General features: G+C 63.6%; 20 protein-coding genes. 13 read left to right on the top strand and 7 right to left on the bottom strand.

All coding sequences use genetic code 11. The features are described from left to right. Nucleotides 1-42 precede the first annotated feature (42 nt). From BMY06_RS34425 to BMY06_RS34445, 5 genes are all read left to right on the top strand, one after another. Nucleotides 43-2,160, top strand: coding sequence for a PAS domain-containing sensor histidine kinase (locus BMY06_RS34425; RefSeq protein ID WP_080180541.1), 2,118 nt, complete (start codon nucleotides 43-45; stop codon nucleotides 2,158-2,160). After that, entirely contained in the window at nucleotides 2,157-2,804 is a 648-nt protein-coding gene (locus BMY06_RS34430; protein WP_065058346.1) for a response regulator, read from the top strand. The genes BMY06_RS34425 and BMY06_RS34430 overlap by 4 nt, the downstream gene beginning before the upstream one ends. Before the next feature lie 161 nt (nucleotides 2,805-2,965). After that, a complete protein-coding gene (locus tag BMY06_RS34435) occupies nucleotides 2,966-3,373 on the top strand; it encodes a response regulator (RefSeq protein ID WP_065058345.1) in 408 nt (135 codons plus the stop codon). Between the two features lie 49 nt (nucleotides 3,374-3,422). Then, the gene (locus BMY06_RS34440; RefSeq protein ID WP_065058344.1) at nucleotides 3,423-4,175 is read left to right on the top strand and encodes a helix-turn-helix domain-containing protein; all 753 of its coding nucleotides are present in this window, start codon (nucleotides 3,423-3,425) and stop codon (nucleotides 4,173-4,175) included. Nucleotides 4,176-4,373: 198 nt separating this feature from the next. Further along, a complete protein-coding gene (locus BMY06_RS34445; protein WP_065058343.1) occupies nucleotides 4,374-4,775 on the top strand; it encodes a c-type cytochrome in 402 nt (133 codons plus the stop codon). A gap of 84 nt (nucleotides 4,776-4,859) precedes the next feature. On the opposite strand, the gene BMY06_RS34450 is transcribed toward BMY06_RS34445, so the two are convergent. The 4 genes from BMY06_RS34450 to BMY06_RS34465 form a co-directional block, all read right to left on the bottom strand. After that, nucleotides 4,860-5,189 carry a hypothetical protein gene (locus tag BMY06_RS34450; RefSeq protein WP_074987428.1) on the bottom strand — a complete coding sequence of 110 codons (330 nt, stop codon included), beginning with the start codon at nucleotides 5,187-5,189 and terminating at the stop codon, nucleotides 4,860-4,862. A gap of 68 nt (nucleotides 5,190-5,257) precedes the next feature. Beyond that, nucleotides 5,258-5,503, bottom strand: coding sequence for a hypothetical protein (locus BMY06_RS34455; RefSeq protein ID WP_065058342.1), 246 nt, complete (start codon nucleotides 5,501-5,503; stop codon nucleotides 5,258-5,260). Nucleotides 5,504-5,562: 59 nt separating this feature from the next. Next, on the bottom strand, nucleotides 5,563-5,841 hold the full coding sequence (locus tag BMY06_RS34460; protein WP_065058384.1) for a DUF1488 family protein: 279 nt from the start codon (nucleotides 5,839-5,841) through the stop codon (nucleotides 5,563-5,565). A gap of 277 nt (nucleotides 5,842-6,118) precedes the next feature. Then, the gene (locus BMY06_RS34465) at nucleotides 6,119-6,553 is read right to left on the bottom strand and encodes an Hsp20/alpha crystallin family protein (protein WP_065058341.1); all 435 of its coding nucleotides are present in this window, start codon (nucleotides 6,551-6,553) and stop codon (nucleotides 6,119-6,121) included. A gap of 336 nt (nucleotides 6,554-6,889) precedes the next feature. Between BMY06_RS34465 and BMY06_RS34470 the strand changes: the two genes are divergently transcribed. From BMY06_RS34470 to BMY06_RS34480, 3 genes are all read left to right on the top strand, one after another. Continuing rightward, a complete protein-coding gene (locus BMY06_RS34470; protein WP_074987404.1) occupies nucleotides 6,890-7,729 on the top strand; it encodes a universal stress protein in 840 nt (279 codons plus the stop codon). A gap of 44 nt (nucleotides 7,730-7,773) precedes the next feature. Continuing rightward, entirely contained in the window at nucleotides 7,774-8,241 is a 468-nt protein-coding gene (locus tag BMY06_RS34475; protein ID WP_065058339.1) for a universal stress protein, read from the top strand. Nucleotides 8,242-8,425: 184 nt separating this feature from the next. Further along, nucleotides 8,426-10,015, top strand: coding sequence for a sensor domain-containing diguanylate cyclase (locus BMY06_RS34480; protein ID WP_080180539.1), 1,590 nt, complete (start codon nucleotides 8,426-8,428; stop codon nucleotides 10,013-10,015). A gap of 37 nt (nucleotides 10,016-10,052) precedes the next feature. Here the strand turns inward: BMY06_RS34480 and BMY06_RS34485 are convergent, their stop codons facing one another. Further along, the gene (locus BMY06_RS34485; RefSeq protein WP_074987405.1) at nucleotides 10,053-10,493 is read right to left on the bottom strand and encodes a low affinity iron permease family protein; all 441 of its coding nucleotides are present in this window, start codon (nucleotides 10,491-10,493) and stop codon (nucleotides 10,053-10,055) included. Nucleotides 10,494-10,810: 317 nt separating this feature from the next. Here BMY06_RS34485 and cls point away from each other — a divergent pair, with 317 nt between their 5' ends. From cls to BMY06_RS34500, 3 genes are all read left to right on the top strand, one after another. After that, nucleotides 10,811-12,082: a cardiolipin synthase gene (gene cls, locus BMY06_RS34490; RefSeq protein WP_074987406.1), complete on the top strand. Its 1,272-nt coding sequence runs from the start codon at nucleotides 10,811-10,813 to the stop codon at nucleotides 12,080-12,082. Between the two features lie 236 nt (nucleotides 12,083-12,318). Then, nucleotides 12,319-13,383, top strand: a complete 1,065-nt coding sequence (locus tag BMY06_RS34495) for a fumarylacetoacetate hydrolase family protein (RefSeq protein ID WP_080180538.1) — start codon at nucleotides 12,319-12,321, stop codon at nucleotides 13,381-13,383. A gap of 164 nt (nucleotides 13,384-13,547) precedes the next feature. Beyond that, nucleotides 13,548-14,441: a LysR family transcriptional regulator gene (locus BMY06_RS34500; protein ID WP_074987407.1), complete on the top strand. Its 894-nt coding sequence runs from the start codon at nucleotides 13,548-13,550 to the stop codon at nucleotides 14,439-14,441. A gap of 77 nt (nucleotides 14,442-14,518) precedes the next feature. Here BMY06_RS34500 and BMY06_RS34505 read toward each other — a convergent pair whose 3' ends face one another. Further along, entirely contained in the window at nucleotides 14,519-15,190 is a 672-nt protein-coding gene (locus tag BMY06_RS34505; protein WP_065058336.1) for a peroxiredoxin-like family protein, read from the bottom strand. Nucleotides 15,191-15,230: 40 nt separating this feature from the next. After that, complete coding sequence (locus BMY06_RS34510) at nucleotides 15,231-15,806, bottom strand: carboxymuconolactone decarboxylase family protein (RefSeq protein WP_065058335.1); 576 nt, start codon at nucleotides 15,804-15,806, stop codon at nucleotides 15,231-15,233. Nucleotides 15,807-16,673: 867 nt separating this feature from the next. Between BMY06_RS34510 and BMY06_RS34515 the strand changes: the two genes are divergently transcribed. After that, nucleotides 16,674-17,582: an alpha/beta fold hydrolase gene (locus BMY06_RS34515; protein ID WP_065058334.1), complete on the top strand. Its 909-nt coding sequence runs from the start codon at nucleotides 16,674-16,676 to the stop codon at nucleotides 17,580-17,582. 52 nt (nucleotides 17,583-17,634) lie between these two features. Then, nucleotides 17,635-18,204 (top strand): methyltransferase family protein, encoded by a 570-nt coding sequence (locus BMY06_RS34520; RefSeq protein ID WP_074987431.1) that lies wholly within the window; start codon nucleotides 17,635-17,637, stop codon nucleotides 18,202-18,204. Nucleotides 18,205-18,241 lie beyond the last annotated feature (37 nt).

Raw genomic sequence — 18,241 nt, forward strand, 5'->3', positions numbered from 1 at the left:
TCCACGCAAGCGCATCTTCGCAACTTCATCCGGACAGTTGCCATGAGCACACGCGCTCAGCCACGCGCGCACGGCGCAGTACGCATGTTTCTCGCACGTCTACGTCGGCCGGCAGGGGCATCGGCGCTGACGTTCGTTGTCGTCCTGACGCTCGCGCTCGTCGTTGCCGCGTTCGTCGCCGCGCAATGGCAGACCACCGCCGGGCACCGATTCGCGCGCCGCGCGGCCGCGCTGCGCGACACGGTCGAGCAAGCGCTCGTCGCCGACGAAGCCGCCCTGCGCGGCGCGCGCGGATGGCTCGCGCAACAGCCCGCGCCCAGTTCCGCAGCCTGGCGGCAGTACGCCGCCGATACCGTTCTCGACGATTCCCGGCTCGCGGTGGTCGCACTCGGGTATTTCCCGCTGCCTCTCGGCGTGTCCGAGACGGCATCCGCGCAGTCTGCGCAGTCCACGCTCGCCACGCTCTGGGCGGGCCCGGCCGCTTCCGAAGCCGGCAGTGCGTTCGACACGGGCGCCGCGGCCGTGGCGGCGCGCCGCTACGCGCTGCAAACCGGCAATGCCGGGCTCGCCGCCGAAGCCGCTCCGGAACCGGCGCAGCCTCGTCTGCTGCTGTATCTGCCCGTCTATGCCGCGCCGGCGGCGGGCGACGCACAACGGCCGCTGGCCGGCTTCACCGTGGCCTTGCTCGATGTGCAGCGCCTCTTCGAGCCGATCGTCGCCAGCCGGCCGGACCTCGCCCTTGCCGTTCATGCCGGCCAGCACGCCGCCGAGCTGTATCGCAGCGCCCCCACCGAAAACGCCGCCGTCGCCGGGGGCGCGCGATTCGAGCACACCGATACCATCGTGTTCGGCGGCACGACCCTCACGCTGCACACGAGCGCGGACGGCAGTCCCTTCGTCACCGGCGCGGCCCTCAGCGCCGCGCCCGTGCTGCTCTTCGGCGTCCTTGCCGCCGCGTTGAGCGCCTTCCTCGCCCATCGGCTCGCGCGAGCCAATGCCGCGTCGCCCGGTCGTCTCCCCGCGTCCGAGCCCGCGGTCTCCGACGCACGGCTGAACGAAGCACGGCTGAACGAAGCGCGCATGATGGGCATCGTGCGTTCGTCGATGGAAGCCATCATCACGGTCGACGAAGCGCAGCGCATCGTCATCTTCAATCCCGCCGCCGAGTTCGTCTTCGGGCTGTCCGCCATGGAAGCGATCGGCTCGCCGCTGTCGCGTTTCATTCCTGAGCGCTTCCGCCCGGCCCACGCGCGCCACGTCGACCAGTTCGGCGCCACCGGCGTCACCGAGCGTCAGATGGGCCATCAGCAACGCACGCTGTTCGGCCTGCGCGCCAACGGCGAGGAATTCCCGATCGAAGCGTCGATTTCGCAGATCCACGATGTATCCGGCAAGCTGTTCACGGTCATGTTGCGCGACATCACCGAGCGTTTGCGCGCGGAGGACTCGCTCAAGCGTTCGCGCGAGGAATTGCGAGAACTCTCCGCCAATCTGCAAAACGTGCGCGAGGCTGAAAAGACGCGTATCGCGCGCGAGTTGCACGACGATCTCGGCCAGCAGCTCACCGCGCTCAAAATCGATCTCTCCACGCTCCAGAACCGGCTCGGCGGCGCCGTCGACGACGACATCGCCACGCGGCTCGACGGCATGGGCAAGCTGATCGACTCGACCGTGCGGGCCGTGCGCCGCATCGCGGCCGACCTGCGCCCCGTCATGCTCGACGACCTGGGCCTCGTGCCCGCGATCGAATGGCTCGCGAACGACTTCACGAGCCGCTACGGCATCGCCGTGCAGCAGACCATCCACACCGGCAACACGGTGTTTTCCGGCGAGGCGGCGTCGGCGCTCTTTCGCATCATCCAGGAAGCGCTCACCAACGTCGCGCGCCACGCCGAAGCGAGCGTCGTCACCTTGAAACTCGAAGTCGACAGCCAGCACTGCACGTTGCGCATCGCGGACAACGGCCGCGGCGCGCAGCACACCGCCTGCGATCCGCAGCGGCACGGACGCCGCGAAAAGTCGTTCGGATTGCTCGGCATCCGCGAGCGCGCGCATATGTTCAACGGGGAAGTCGAGATCGACACGGCGCCGGGCGAAGGATTCGCCATTGCCATCACGTTCGCGCTCGACGCCCTCCTGCCAGCAGAGACCGCTTCATGATCAAGGTAATCCTCGCCGACGATCACACGCTCGTGCGTGACGGTCTGCGGCGCATCCTCGAAGACGCGCGGGAATTCGACATCGTCGGCGAAGGCTGCGACGGCGCGACCACGCTTGCGCTCGTGCGCGAGCGCGAGGCCAGGGTGCTCGTGCTCGATCTGTCCATGCCGGGGCGCAGCGGCGTGGAGCTCATCAAGCAGATCAAGGAAGAGAAACCGGCCTTGCGCATTCTCGTGTTGACGATGCATGCCGAACAGCAATACGCAGTGCGCGCGTTCAAGGCGGGCGCTTCGGGCTATCTCACCAAGGAAAGCGCCAGTGCGGAACTGGTGAACGCCGTGCTCAAGGTGGCGGCCGGCGGCGTCTACGTGAGCATGGCGATGGCCGAGCGCTTCGCGCAAAGCCTGAACGAGCCGGGCGACACCTTGCCGCACCAGCGTCTCTCCGATCGCGAGTTCGAAGTGTTCCGGCGCCTCGCCAACGGCGAAACCATCGGCGAAATCGCGCAGGCGCTCTGCGTGAGCGCGAAGACCATCAGCACCTACAAGGTGCGCATCCTCGAAAAAATGGAAATGCCGCACGAGGCCGCCCTCGTGCGTTACGCGCTGCGCCACAAGCTGCTCGACGATCAGGACGAACCCTGAGCCGACGCTGTTGCCAGTCGCTGTAGCCAACTTCCGCTGCCCTGCCCGGCGACGCATCGTCGCATGTTTGTAGGAATCGCCCTACATAACTTCCGTTTCGCGTACGCCGCTTTCCATCGCCGCCGATTCTCTTTCGCGCCGCGCTCGCCAATACTGGCTACATGACAGCCGATACCACCACGCGCGCGCTGCACGTGTTTCTCGTCGACGAGGCGACGGCGGTGCGCCGCAGAGTCGCCGAGACGCTCGCCGCCCTGTCGGACGTGAGCGTGGTCGGCGAGGCCGAGGACACCGTCACGGCCCTGCACGGCATCGCCACGAGCGGAGCGCATGTCGCGGTCGTCGACCTGCGGCTGAACGCGAGCAACGGCATGGAACTCATTGCCCGACTGTCGCGCGAACAACCGGGCGTGCTGACTATCGTGCTGACCAACCATGCGGCGGCGCCGTTCAAGGCCGCCTGCGAACGGGCGGGCGCCGCCTTGTTCTTCGACAAGACGTCCGAATTCGACGCCGCCTGCCATGCCATTGAAGCGCTTGCGAAACAACGCGCGACCCTCGCGCGATGAATTGGAGACTCTCATGTATGCCGAGCCCGTTTGCGACCCCTCTCTTCCCATGCCTGCGCCCACGCCCTGGCCGGTGATCGCGCTGCAACCCGCGGCGCGCGAGGCCGCTGTGCGCCGTCCCGCCTCGCGCTGCTCGACCTGCTCGCTGCGCGCGGTCTGCATGCCGGCCGACCTCAGTTCCGCGGAGCTCCAGCAACTGGATACCCTCGTCCTCACGACGCGCATCGTGCGGCGCGGCGAGACGCTGTTTCGCACCCACGATCCCTTCCAGAGCCTCTACGCGGTGCGCACCGGCTCGTTCAAAACGGTCGTCATGCATCGCGACGGCCATGAACAGATCACGGGCTTCCAGATTCCCGGCGAACCGCTCGGCCTCGACGGCGTGTGCGCCGGTACGCACAATTGCGACGCGATCGCGCTCGAAGACAGCTCGGTCTGCATCATCCCGTTCGGCCAGCTGGAGTCGCTGTGCCGCGAAAGCCGCCGCATGCAACATCATCTCTATCAGTTGATGAGCGGCGAAATCGTGCGCGAATCGAGCCTCATGATGCTGCTCGGCACGATGACGGCGGAACAACGGCTCGCGGCCTTCCTGCTCGACCTTTCCGCCCGTTTTCGCATGCGCGGCTACTCGGGCGCGCAGTTCAACCTGAAGATGAGCCGTGAAGAAATTGGCTGTTTTCTCGGCATGAAACTCGAAACCGTCAGCCGGATGTTTTCGCGCTTCCACCGGGAAGGGCTCGTCGAGCCGGACGGCAAGCAGATCCGCATCGTCGATGCGCAGGGTCTCGCGCGCGTGTGACCCGCGACCCATCCAGGGTGAATGTTCCGCAAGCTGGCCGCGGGTCGTCAGGCGCGGGGCGTTTTTTCGCCCTTGCCGCAGCGCTTCCCGCGGCGCACTTTTGGCCTTGACTCAAATCAACGCCATACCGCCGGACGATGTCAGCATGAACAAAGGCGGCGCGCCTTTCGGCCTGCCCGACACTCGAGGAGATCATTCATGGCCTGCGCACCGTTTCCCGCCGCCGTTGCCATTCGACCGCTGCGCGAATCGCGCCGCGCGCGGTCAGGCGCCCTGCTCGTACAGGCGGCCGTGTTAGTCGCCGTTTCGCTGCACGCCGCCGGCGCAGCCGCGCAAACGCAGGAGCCCGTCGAACTCGTCGATCAGCAGCATTGCATGTTTTGTCACACCTCCGACGCCCCGTTTCTCGCGCCCTCGTTCCACCAGATCGCGCAACGCTATCGCGACCAGCCCAACGCCAGCACGATGCTGGAGGAAAAACTCCGGCATGGCGGCAAGGTGCACTGGGGCGACATGTCCATGCCGCTGCCCGCCGATCGCGGCGGTCCGCTTTCGGCCGAGGACGCGCGCACGCTCGTCCAGTGGGTGCTGAGTCAGTAACTGCGCGGCGGCTTCGTGTGCGCATTCGTGCGTGTCAGACACGCAAGCAAAGATCAGCGCGCCGCGACGCGCCCGATGCTCACCTCAATGACCGCGCCGCGCCGGACCGCTGTGAACGGCGTAGCGCGACGTACCGGCGAGTTGCAGTTCACGCTCGGCGGCATCGAAAGCCTGGCGGATGGCGACGAGCGGATCGTCGCCCGAGCAGTGAACGATGGGCTTGAGACCTGTGGCGGCCATGAGAAGATCGAGCCGAACATCGTAGGTCTGAACAGGGCCCGTTATATGCATCGACTCGATCGCCAGGTGGCATGCCTGCAGCACACCGCTGTACCGCTCCAGACGCAGGAGCTGCACACCGGCCTCAGCCTCGATCGCGGCGGACCCGACGAATCCGAGATAAACAATCTGCATGCCTAATCCCATTGCCGCGCCCCTTCTCTTCATACGCCCCATGACTGCGTGCACGCGCATCTCGCCGATCATCGCTGCACGTGGAATGCATGGCGATTCATGAGATCGATCCAGAGCATGCCTTCACGCAGGCCGTCGAGCATCGCGGCCGTCTCGGTGACGAATGTTCGATGATGATCGAAGGCGTGGCAGACCGCCTGTTCCGGCGCGCGCTGCCTGATCGCGATATGGCAGGAGAAGCCGCCTTGTGGCGCAGGCGACGTGACCGCCTCCACGATCCATGTATCGCTGTCGACCGTACCCTTGAGTGTCATGATGCGGATCTCTGTTTAGCACGTCGCTGAGAATGAAATGGCACGCGCGTCGGCGCGTGTCAGCTGCCATAAACGCGAAACACGCCGCTGTGCAGCAGCACGGGCGCCCCGCGCGTCGCCCGAATCAGCGTGACCGCCGTGTCCTCGATGGCGTGGCGATGCTCGTCGAAGGCTTCGACGAGATCCGTCTCGCGAACCGATCGCGCGCCGAAATGATCCTCAAGCGCCTCGGCGGTGATGCCGCACTCGATCCGCTTGCCGTCCACACAGACCGGAAACACCAGGGTGTAGCATTGCGCGTCGTATTGCGGCACCGACGGCGGAAACGTAATGTCCATGACCAGATCTCCTTGCCTCGCCTGCCACCCGCAGCTCACGGGGCGGCCTGAATTCAGCATAGGGTCTTGAAGTGCGGAACCGTTGACACATATCAATTCAGTGAAAGCTGCACCCAGCCGCGAAGACCAGGCGCTCAACAGTCTGCCGCACGACCCACCGTGGCCGCATCAGGCGTCGGCGAGAAAAAAAGCGCAGGGCGTGCCCTGCGCCTGACCGGCGCATCCCGTGCGGGCCAGCACGGATCGATGCGCCGCCTCCCCACAAAGCCCGCCTGATTTACTCGATGCGCATCCGCTTTTGCTCCGCCGGCGCCTTTTTCAGCAGCGTCAGCGACAGCACGCCGTCCTGATACTGGGCCGTCGACGCGCTCTCGTCGATATCGCCGCCCAGCGAGAACGAGCGCGCAAACGCGCCGCTATAACGCTCGCGGCGGATGACCCGCTCGCCTTCCTTCTGCTCGGCCTTGCGCTCGACCTTCGCGCTGATCGAGACCACATTGCCGTCGATCTTCACGTCGATGTCTTTCTTGTCCACGCCCGGCAATTCCGCCTTGACCGTGTAGGCCTGATCGCTCTCGGTCACGTCGATTTTCATGGCCGCCAGATCGTGCTCCTCCGACGCGAGCAGGCCGCGCATAGGGCGGAACAGCCCCTGAAACAGATCGGAAACCGGCTCGACCGAAAACGGGTCGTAACGTGTCAGATTGCTCATCGCGATTCCTCCTTTTGAGCTGTCACTCGCCGCACCGTCCGCTTGCGCGCACCGCGCGGCAGCGCGGGCAGATGCCCACTCCTTGCGCGCCCGCACATCGCCGCCGGGCGCGCATCAGCTTCAATCTACGAACCCGCGACGTTTCCCGATTGATCCAACTCAATGCTCGTGTGTCTGAAGCGCGTCTCGACGCTGCACGGAAGTGCCCGATTTGGCGGAATAGGACGCTTGACTTAAGTCAAGCGTGCGCCCGTCCTCATTCGTAGACTCGAATTCATTCGTGGCCTGCATCAAGCCGGGCGACGATCGCCCGTTCCCACTCGCCGGAGCCCCGCCATGAGTTTGAAGACCTTGCTGCTTCATCTGGATACCAGTGCGCGCGCCAGCGCACGCCTCGCGCTTGCGTTGAAACTCGCGCGCACGTACGGCGCGCACCTGGACGGTCTGTTCGCGGTTTTCGAACCGAGCCCGCGCGAGTTTCACGTCATGGCCGGCACGGCGGACTACTACGACTCGCATCGCAGACTGCGAGCGGAACAGCGCGTCGCGATCGAGCGGCTGTTCCATGCGGAGCTGGCGCGCGCGCAGGTGAATGGCGCATGGGTGGCCGCCGAGGGCGAACCCGTCGCCGCCGTCATGCAGCGCAGCCGCAGCGCCGATCTGACGATCGTCGGCCAAACCGATCTCGACGAACCGGAAGCCTATGTGGCGAATCACTTTGTCGAATCGGTCGTGCTCGGCGCCGGCGGGCCCGTGCTCGTCATGCCCTACACCGGCCACTTCGAATCGGTAGGCGAACGCGTGCTGATTGGCTGGAACGGCAGCCGCGAGGCAGCGCGCGCGGTTCACGATGCGATTCCGTTCATCGCGCGCGCCGCACATGTCACGATTGCCGCCGTTTCCAGCAGCTTTACGCCCGCGCCTTCGGCGGCCTCGTGCTCGGATCTGGCCGCGATGCTCGCGCGCCATGGCGCGAACACCGTCGACATCACGCGTTTCGACCGCAGCGCCTCGGAATCCACGGGCGACGCCCTGCTCAGCTACGCGGCCGATAACGGCTTCGACCTGCTGGTGATGGGCGCGTATGGTCACTACCGCTTGCAGGAAACCGTGCTTGGCGGCGCGACGCGCTCGGTTCTGCTCACGATGACGCTGCCTGTGCTCATGTCCCATTGAGCGGCAGCGAACGCACGCGACCGCACGCGCCCCGGAGACAGATCATGTTTTCCCGCATTCTCGTTGCACTCGACGGCAGCCAGACCGCGTCGAAAGCGCTCGATGCCGCGATCGAACTCGCGCGTGACAGCGCCGCGGAACTACAGCCGCTGTACGTCATCGACATGCCGATGCTGGCCTACGACGTGCCGGGCTTCGATCCGTCGATCATTCGCGATGCGTACGTCGAAGAGAGCCGGATCCTCGGTGCCGATGCCCAGAACCGCATGACCGGCGCGGGCGTGAGAGGCGCCCCGCGCACGGCGGAAGTCCAGCTGGGCGCCGATGACATCGCGCAATGCATCGAACGCGCGGCCGCCGACTGGCACGCCGATCTGATCGTCATGGGCACGCACGGACGCCGCGGCATGCAGCGGCTGGCACTCGGCAGCGTCGCCGAACGCGTGCTGCGCAGCGCCTGCCGTCCGGTGTTGCTGATCCCGGCGCGCGCGACCGCGAAGGAGCGCGCCTGAGCCCTGGCGAGCGTGTGGCGCACCGCCCGCCTCCGTCAACATTGACTTAGATCAACTATTGACCGGATCGCGCTTGCGCGCACTAAACGTGACTGCCACTGCGCACTGTTGCTTGCGCGCGGCATTCAGCGTGCATAAACCCCGCTATCATTCAAAGAATAAGAAGATACGGGCGAACAATTTCATGGTGAAACGGAAAGGCACGCCGCACGATGCCGCCGCAAGCAATCTCCGCGGACAGAAAACTCAATCCGCACAGGCCTTCCGGCAGATCCTGAAGGTCATCGCCCGCAACATGGTCTCGCCGGCCGGCATCCTCGGTTGCAGCATCGTGTTGTGGCTGGCGACGCTCAGCATCGGCACCGCCATGTTAATGACGTCCCGCACCGACGCCTTCAACCACGCGCTACGGAATTCACGCAATCTCACGCTGGTCCTCGAGCGCGACATCGAGCGCAGCATCGATCTGTACGACCTTTCGTTGCGCGCGGTCTCCGACGGCGCGGCCGACAGCCAGGTGATGGCGTTGCCGGCCAACCTGCGCGACCGGGTCCTGTTCGACCGGGCCGCGACGGCCCACTATATGGGACCGATGACGATCAGCGCCGGGAACGGCACGCTGATCGCCACCTCGGATCCCCGATCCGCCGGGCGCGAGCGCGCCGCGCCGGATCTGAACGCCGCCGGCCACCTGATGACGCCGGACGGCCTCTATATCGGCCGCCCTGTCCATTCGTCGGCGAACCCCGCCCAGTTCGCCATTCCGCTAGGCCGCTCGATCTATCGCCCCGACGGAAAATTTCTGGGGACGGTCATGGGCAGTCTCAGCATGGAGTACTTCCGGGAACTGACCAATGGCTTGTCGATTGGCGAGCGCGGCTCGGTCATCGTGTTCGAAACGGATGGCACCTTGATTTCCCGCTTGCCGGACAGTTCGGAAAATATCGGCCGGAATTTCGCGCAGAGCCCGATATTCCGGCGCTTGATGACGGGGACGGAGGGCCACTTTGTGGGCACGCCGAACCTCGATGGCGTTCGTCGGCTTTACGTCTATAAACGCCTGCCCGATTTACCTTTGATTGTTGCCGTTGCGCCCGCGATGAGCACCGTCTATGCCGAATGGTGGGCGCGAGCGACGTGGTTCGGCGCGCTTATTCTGGCGTTCACGGCCATCAAGGCAGCCGGGACCTGGCTATTCGTGCGCGAGCTTCGCCGCAGGCAGCGCGCCGAGGCCTCGCTGGAGCGCATGGCGCATCACGACCCGCTCACCGGGCTGGAGAATCGCGCCACGTTCGACGACGTGCTGGCCCGGGAATGGAAATGCGCAAGGCGAAACGAAAAGCCACTGTCCCTGTTGTTTATCGATATCGACCGGTTCAAATCGTATAACGATCAATATGGTCATCAAGCCGGCGACGTCGCCTTGAAATCCGTGGCCACGCGAATTGCCGCGTGTCTCGACAGACCCGGCGATCACGCCGCGCGGTATGGCGGCGAGGAATTTATCGTCGTCTTGCCCGACACGGATACGCGTGGCGCCGCCTTGATGGCGGAAAAGATACGGAGCGCGGTATTCAATCTCCAGATCGAGCATCGGCAAGCGCCATTGCACATGCTCACGGTGAGCATTGGCGTGTCGACGACGGCGGTCGATCGAGTGACGGACGCAAGCACCCTGCTGAAAACAGCCGATATGGCGCTATACGAGGCGAAGCGACTGGGGCGGAACTGCGTGTCGATCGTGCCGCAACTCGATACAGAATGTGCGGCCTGAAACTGGGAAGCCGCACGTTTCGACAACGCCTCGTTCGCTAGTCATCGCTGGACACGTCGACGCCGGTCACTCCGACAAATGGCGGAGCAGCACTGGATTGATCCAGACGCAGTTCGCCGCGCGCGCGCTCGGCAAGATTTTCATAGTGGCGCCGGAAGCGCGCCAGTTCCTTTTCGTCGAGTTCCTCCAGATCCAGTAACGCGTTGTGCGCGCCCGCGAGCGCGCGTATCAGCTCGTCCAGCTTGATCTGCATGGCAGCGGTATCGCGATTCTGCGTGTTCTGGATAAGGAAGACCATCAGAAACGTCACGATGGTCGTGGAGGTGTTGATCACCAGTTGCCACGTGTCGCTATAGTCGAAAACCGGTCCGGTGATCGCCCATACGATCACCAGTGCGGTGGCCAAAACGAACGTCGCCGGACGGCCGGCGAAACTCGACAATTTGCTGGAGAATCTGGAAAACCAGTTGCTGTTCATGCTCGCCTCCCAGTCCGTTGTGCCCGCGAGCGTTCGCCTCATGGCGCACGGGTCTGCTGCAAATCCGAAGCGAGCATCCGCCGTGCCCGCACAGACTGCACCCGCTGTTTCCACGGCGCGAGAAGTGGCCAGTCTGCCTGGGCCATAGCGTCTACACGTACTGTGCGTATCTTGTGGACAGCCTTCCCCGTATGAAGCACGCCCGTTGAGACCGCTTGGCGGACAACGTCTTCGCTTCCCATCCGCGTGCAACTCCGGTTTGAAAAACACCGTACACTTGGCGGTCCGAATGACTGTTTGCTACGCGAGGACCACGCATGCCGACGACTGCCCTGGTTGCCCTTGCCGTTGTACTCACGCTCATCGTCGTATTGCTGATCGCCAATCTCACTAGCGGCGAGAAGAAGATCGAGCACAAGATCGAGCGGCTTTACGCCAGCGACGATGCCCAATTCACACGCTCGATGGGGCTGTTGCTCGGGCCGCCGGTTGTCGGCGGCAACCGCTTTGAAGTGCTGGTCAACGGCGACCGGATTTTTCCCGCCATGCTCGGCTGCATTCGCGCCGCAAAGCACACCATTACCTTCGAAACGTTTATCTATTGGTCCGGTGCAATCGGTGAGCAGCTTGCGCAGGCGCTGTCCGAAAGAGCGCGTGCCGGAATCGCGGTCCATGTGCTGCTCGACTGGATCGGATCGTCGAAGATGGACCCGCGTTATCTGCGCATGTTGCGCGAAGCGGGCGCACAGGTGATTCAGTATCACAAGCCGCACTGGACCGGGCTCGGCAGAATGAACGATCGCACGCACCGCAAACTGCTCGTGATCGATGGCCGCATCGGTTTTACAGGGGGCGTGGGTATCGCCGAAGAATGGACCGGCGACGCGCAGGACGACAAGCATTGGCGCGACACCCATTTTCGTGTCGACGGACCAGCGGTCGGCCAGATGCAAGCCGTATTCATGGACAACTGGGTCAAGGCGACGGGCAATGTATTGCACGGCCCCACCTATTTTCCGCAGATCGACGCATCGGGCGACGGGCTCGCCCACATGTTCAGCAGTTCGCCATCGGGCGGCAGCGACGACATGCAGTTGATGTACCTGATGGCCATCACGGCCGCGACGCATTCGATACAGCTTTCGAGCGCGTACTTCGTGCCGGACAAATTGACGATCAACGCAATCGTTGAAGCGGCGAAGCGCGGCGTGGCCGTGCGCATCATTACGCCAGGCAAACACATCGACACGCATACCGTGCGCGAAGCGTCGCGCGCGTGCTGGGGACCGCTGCTGGAGGCCGGCGTAGAGATGTACGAATATCAACCCACCATGTTCCATTGCAAGCTCATGGTCGTGGATGAATATATGGTGTCGGTCGGTTCGACCAATTTCGACAGCCGCTCTTTCAGGCTCAACGACGAAGCCAATCTCAATGTCTACAATCGCGACTTCGCGCGGCAACAGACGGCGATCTTCGATCGCGACATCAGCCACGCGAAACGCATCACGCTCGAAGCATGGCGCAACCGTCCATTGCGGGAAAAGCTGCTTGAACGCGCGGTTCAATTGCTCGACTCGCAGCTCTGATTGGGGATCGGCGTAGCGCCAACGTTGCGGCCGGGCGCGCGAATCGCACCGAGCGGTGCAGATCCGTTTCGCGGGACATCGCGTCTTCTTTCGTTCTTTCAAAACACTGTCAATTTGATTAACGCATTCAAACTCATGGCCGATCTGCGCCGAGGTAATCAAGTCCGCCATAATATGGCGCGGTAGCGCACGCACAAAAATCCCGAAACAAGCGCTGCCGGATCGGAGATAAAAAATTGGACAAGAGTCGTCGTAATTGGCTGAAGGCTGGCGCCACTATCACCGCCACGGCAACGGGCGTATTTTCCGGCCGCATTTTCGCCGCGCAGGAACAGCAAGCGGGCACGAAGATCGAATCGATTCCGCCTCTGACGGGCCAGCCTGGCGTGCGCCTCGTCACGTATAGCGTCGGTGCGCAGCCGTCCATCGGCGTGGTGCTCGACGACGGCCGCCTGCTCGATCTCAAGGCCGAAGCGCACGCACGTCACCTCAAGCTGGCGTTCGACCCAAGCTCGATGCTTTCGCTGATCAAGGTCGGCGATCCGGCACTGCAACAGGTCAGAACGCTGAGCGAGCATCCGCGATCCACACTGCTGTCGCTGGAAACAGTGCGACTGCTTTCGCCGATCCCGCGCCCGGATCGCAACATCTACTGTGTCGGCTGGAACTATCTCGACCACTTCGAGGAGGGACAGGCCGTGCGCACCGACAACAAAACCAGTACGTTGCCCGCGCACCCTGTTTTCTTCACCAAAGGTACGCACACCATGAACGGGCCGTTCGATCCGATTCCCTACGATGCGGCGAACTCCACCAGCACCGACTGGGAAGCGGAACTGGCCGTCATCATCGGCCGCACCGGAATCAATATCTCCGAGGCGGACGCGATGAATTACGTGTTCGGCTATTCGGCGTTCAACGACACGACCGAGCGCGACATCCAGCAGAAACGCCACGGCGGCCAGTGGTTCAAAGGCAAGAGCCTCGACGGCCACGGCCCGATGGGTCCCTGGATCGTCACGGCGGCCGGCGTGAAGCTCGACGATGTACGCGTCATTTGCCGCGTGAACGGTGTCGAAAAGCAGAATGCCAGCTACCAGCAGATGTACTTCAAGATCCCGCGCATCATCGCCGAACTGTCGCGCGGTATGACGCTGGAGGCCGGTGACATCATCGCGACAGGCACGCCCTCGGGCGTCGGTTTCGCCCGTCAGCCGCCGGAATTCCTGAAGCCGGGGGACATCATGGAAACCGACATTGTCGGCGTGGGTGTCATCCGTAACGAAATCAAGCCGGTGTAACGCCATCGTCGTCGAGACTACGCGCCACTTCGCCGAACGTGGCGCGCGGCGCTCGCTCAATATGGCTGCTGTATAGTTGCGCGGACGTCGGTGCGGAACGCGATATCGCGCGCATCCGGCAACCCTGCGACGCCCTCCTTTACCACTCCCGAGACCCCGCCCGCATGGATCGCCTGGCCGCAATGGAAACCTTCGTCGCCGTCGTAGAGGCGGGTTCGTTCTCGGCGGCGGCGCGTCGGCTGCATATCGGACAACCCGCCGTATCGAAGTCGATCGCGCAGCTCGAAGAGCATCTGAACGCGCGCCTCCTGCTGCGCTCGACCCGCGGCCTCACCCCCACCGATGCTGGCCAGCGCTTCTACGAACACGCGTGTCTGGCGATCGAAGAAGCCGATCGCGCGGAACATTCGGTGCGCGAGTCGTCGGAGGGACTGGTCGGGAGGCTGCGCGTGGGCGCGGCCGTGACCTTCGCGAGGCTGCACGTCATCCCCGCGCTTGGCGCGTTCCTCGAACAGCACCCGAGACTCGATGTGGAGATCGTGATGGACGACCGTCCGATCGATCTGCTCGAGGAAGGCGTCGACGTCGCGTTGCGCATGGGCCGGCTCGACGACTCCGCGATGACGGCGCGGCGCGTCGCAAGCGGAAAGCGTCTGGTGGTCGGCACGAAGGCGTACTTCGCACGGCATGGCGTGCCGCAAACGCCCGCGGAACTCAGTCAGCATCGGGCAATCGTTCACGCCATGCGCAGCGGTGGAGACGCGTGGGCGTTCGGACACGCGGACGGCACCGAAGTGGCCGTCACGGTGTCGGGCCGCGTGCGGGTCAGCGCGGCCGAAGGCGTGCGCGCCGCCGTCCTCGCCGATCTGGGACTGGCCGTGGCCTCGGAATGGATGTTCGCGCCGGAACTCGCGGACGGCTCCGTGCAGGCCGCGCTCACCGACTGGACGCTGCCGGGCATCGACGTATGGGCGGTGTTTCCTTCCGGGCGCATGGCAACGACGAAGGCGCGCGCCTTCGTCGCCTTCGTCGAAAGCCTGTTTGCCGGACAGACCTAAAACTGGCCATCGGATTCCAGCCTGGCCGATCGAGGCGCCGCGTGCGATCGCGCGATGCCGATGACGGGCGCGCCCGCTCACACCTCCGCGTTCGCGCGCGCCAGAACCGGCAACATATCGACCGGATCGGGACGATGCGTGTAATCGGGATTCACTTCCGAATACAGCACGATGCCGTCCTGACCGATTACGTAGCGCGCGGGCATCGGCAGCGTCCACGAAGGGTCGGCGTTGAACGCGGGCAGATCGTTTTTCAGGGCCTTGTAGAGATCGACCAGATAATCGGGCAGCGCGAAGCGTAGGCCAAATGCAGCACCGACCTCGCCGTTCGTATCGCTCAACACCGGAAAGCCGAGCTTGTTATCGCGCACGGATTTGCGGCTGTTCACCGCGGTCTGCGGCGAGATGGCCGCGACGCTCGCGCCGTATCCCTCGATCTGCGGAAGCACGTCATTGATCGCCTGTAGCTCGATGTTGCAGTACGGGCACCACACGCCACGATAGAACGTGATGACGAGCGGGCCGCGACGCAGTAGTTCGACCGACGACACGTCGTTGCCGTCCTGATCCTTGAGCGTGAAACTGGGCGCACGCTCGCCTGCCTTGATTGCGCGCGTCGCCTGACCGCTTGCGATCAGTTCGGCGGTGGCGCGCTCCATGATCGGGTGAATCTCCGGCGGTGCATAGTACGGCGGCTTGCCGCCCTTGAAGTCCGCCTTGAACGCGTCGAGTTTGTCTTGCAGTGACATGTCCTTCTCCTGTATCGGGTGATCGAGTGAGAACCTGCGCTCAGGCGCTGGCCGCGACGCTCGTCTGCGGCTTGACCCACTCGTTGCCCTTCATGAAGGCGTCGTAAGGCGTATGCACGATGTGATTCGTGTAGTTGCTCATCACCTTCGTCGCCACGCCGAGAATCACTTCGAACACATTGCGGCGCGTGTAGCCGGCGGCGAGGAATGCGTCGATGTCGGCATCGGTGGCGAAGCCGCGCTCACGCACCACGACGGTCGTGAAGCGATGCAGCGCTTCGAGCTTTGCGTCCGGAAGCTCGGTGCCGGCACGCAGCGCGTCGATCACGGCCGGGTCCATCTTGATCATCTTTGCGAGCGTGCTGTGACCGGCCATGCAGTAGTGGCAGTCGTTTTCGAAGTTCGAGGTCAGATAGACAACCTGCTGTTCATGCGGCGTCAGCGTGCTTTTCGAAAACAGATCCCAGAGCGCCGAATAGCCGGCCAGCAATTCGGGCGATTCCGCCATGAAAGACTGGAGATTCGGGACGAAGCCGAAGGCGGCTTTCGTGCCTTCGAGCAGGGGCTTCGAGTCGGCCGGTGCGGTCTCGACGGTGTAGGCGTTGAAGGTGTTCATCGTGGATTCCTCTGTGGGTTGACGGTGAACACATGATCGGGCAGACGCCGCGCCCCAAGAAGGCAGGCGGTGGTGATAGGACTTATTCCTTTGCGGAATGGCGCGCGACTTGTCTGTTACGAGGTTTCGCAACGTGACCGATGCCGTGACTTGAGCGAGTTTTCAAGCGCGTTCACAACCAGCACGCCCCGCATCTACGAATAAAAAACGACCGCTCATCGAAGCAACGATTCAACGCGGACATACACGCCGCTAGCGGCGCGGCATTAACACGCCACAAAACACACGCAACCTATCCAAACTGGCAGGTCATCCAGGTCCATGGATCGCGGCTCACACACGAATCGCCGTGTTCGTCCTGTTTCGGCTGCTTTAAAAAATTCGCTTTGAATTCGAATTGCATTACACAGGCCGGCAACGTTACGCGGTGTTCCGTAACAAGCAACATGAGCCATTACGTTACGCACGATGCCGCGCGCATCGCTCAGTTCGCTGCGCGCACATCGAATTTTCCGGGCCCGCACAAACCGGCCTCGACCATCTCCTGAAGAAGTCCGCTGCACAACGATCCTCGCCCGCCCTCGCGATCCGATTCGCGAATTCGTCAGTCGAATGGCACACCTGTTGCATTAGAAGCAGTGCAGCAAATCGTGCGAGCGCCGATACAAGGCGCAAGCGGCAGTCTCACCGCCGCGCCCGACACATGGCCTGGAGGAGACACCTCAAGCCACGGGTCAACATAGGCGGCAACGTCGCGCGTCGATGCGCGGCGCGGCCCTGGCGAAATCGAGTGCAGTCAGTCGTGGACCGACCATGATGGCTGCGAGTGCGTTCGTCTTTCAGCGCTACATGCGGGGGAGAAGTCTCATGTCAGTCGAGAAGCAGCTATTGCCACTGCCGGGTGGCCTGAAAGTCTACGTCGAGCATCATTGCTTCGATCCATCGTTCGAAACCGTCCTGCTCGTCAACGGTGCGCTGGCGACCACGGCATCGTTTGGCCAGACCATCCGTTACCTGGGCGAACGCGTCAATGCGCTGTGCTTCGATCTGCCGTACGCGGGCCAGTCGCGCCAGCACAACGCGTGCGACTACACGCTCACGAAGGACGACGAGATCGACATTCTCATGCATATCGCCGATCGTTTTCGCCCGTCGTATCTGCTGTCGGTGTCATGGGGCGGCGTGGCGTCGCTATTCGCGCTCGCGCGCGGCTGCGCGAGCGTACGGCGTGCCGCCATTGCGTCGTTCTCGCCCTTCCTCAACGCGGCCATGACCGATTACGTGACGCGCGCGCGCGACCACATCGCGGCCGGTCAGAACCTCCAGGCGGCACAACTGCTCAACGATACCGTTGGCCGTCATCTGCCGCGCATCATGAAGCTCTACAACTATCGCTACCTGACGCGTCTGCCGCGCGACGAACAGGATCAGGTCGCGTTTCACGTCGACCAGATTCTTGCCATGAAGCCGGAGCGATATCTGGACGAATTCCGCCGCATCGATTGCGACGTGAAATTCGTCAACGGCGATCTCGACGAATACACCACCGCCGCCGACGTGCGCCGTCTGGGCGATTACGTGCGGCACGCGGAGTTCGCGACGATTCATGGTGCCGGACACTTCCTCGATCTCGAAGGGCGCACGCAACAGGAGCAGATGCGCAACGTGCTGTGCGACTTCTTCTGCGGCGAGCGCGAGACCTACGCGTCGCTTGCCGTGATACCGAATTCGAGCACGCCGCAGCGTCTGCCGTTCCAGGTGCCCGCGCTGTCGTGAGATGCGCGAATCGCGCGCGCACGCATTCCCTCTCCATCGTCGAGATCTCTTCATGAATATCGCTCAAAGCATCGCCATTGTCGTGCCGTGGCTCGCGTGGCTGGCTTACTGGATCGCGACAGCGCAGGCCGTCAAGACCACCGCTCGCCGCGAAGCGCGCAGCGCGCGCACCTGGCAGTCGCTGCCATTGATCGCAGGTGGCGCGCTCCTCATCCTGCCCGACCCGACATTGAACGCACTCTCGCCAGATCCGACGCGCCTGGGTGCAATGCAGTTCGGCGGCTTCGCGGTCCTCGTTGCCGGCCTGCTGTTTTCGGTGTGGGCACGCGTGCATCTGGGAACGAACTGGAGCGTCTCGGTGACGCTCAAGGAAGGCCATGAGTTGATCCGCACCGGTCCTTATGCACTCGTTCGGCATCCTATCTATACCGGATGCCTGATCGCGCTGGCCGGTTCGGCCTTGATCGGCGAGACCTGGCGCGGCGTGGCTGGGGTCGTGCTGATCTTCGCGTCGCTGGCCTTCAAGGTGCGCATCGAAGAAAGCTGGCTCACGGGGCATTTCGGCGACGCCTACGCGCGCTACCGCCGCGAAGTCGCGGCGTTGATCCCCGGCATCTATTGATGTCGCGAACACCATATAAACGACTGACACGCACGGC

This window comes from Paraburkholderia tropica, from assembly GCF_900109265.1.
GTDB lineage: Bacteria > Pseudomonadota > Gammaproteobacteria > Burkholderiales > Burkholderiaceae > Paraburkholderia > Paraburkholderia tropica.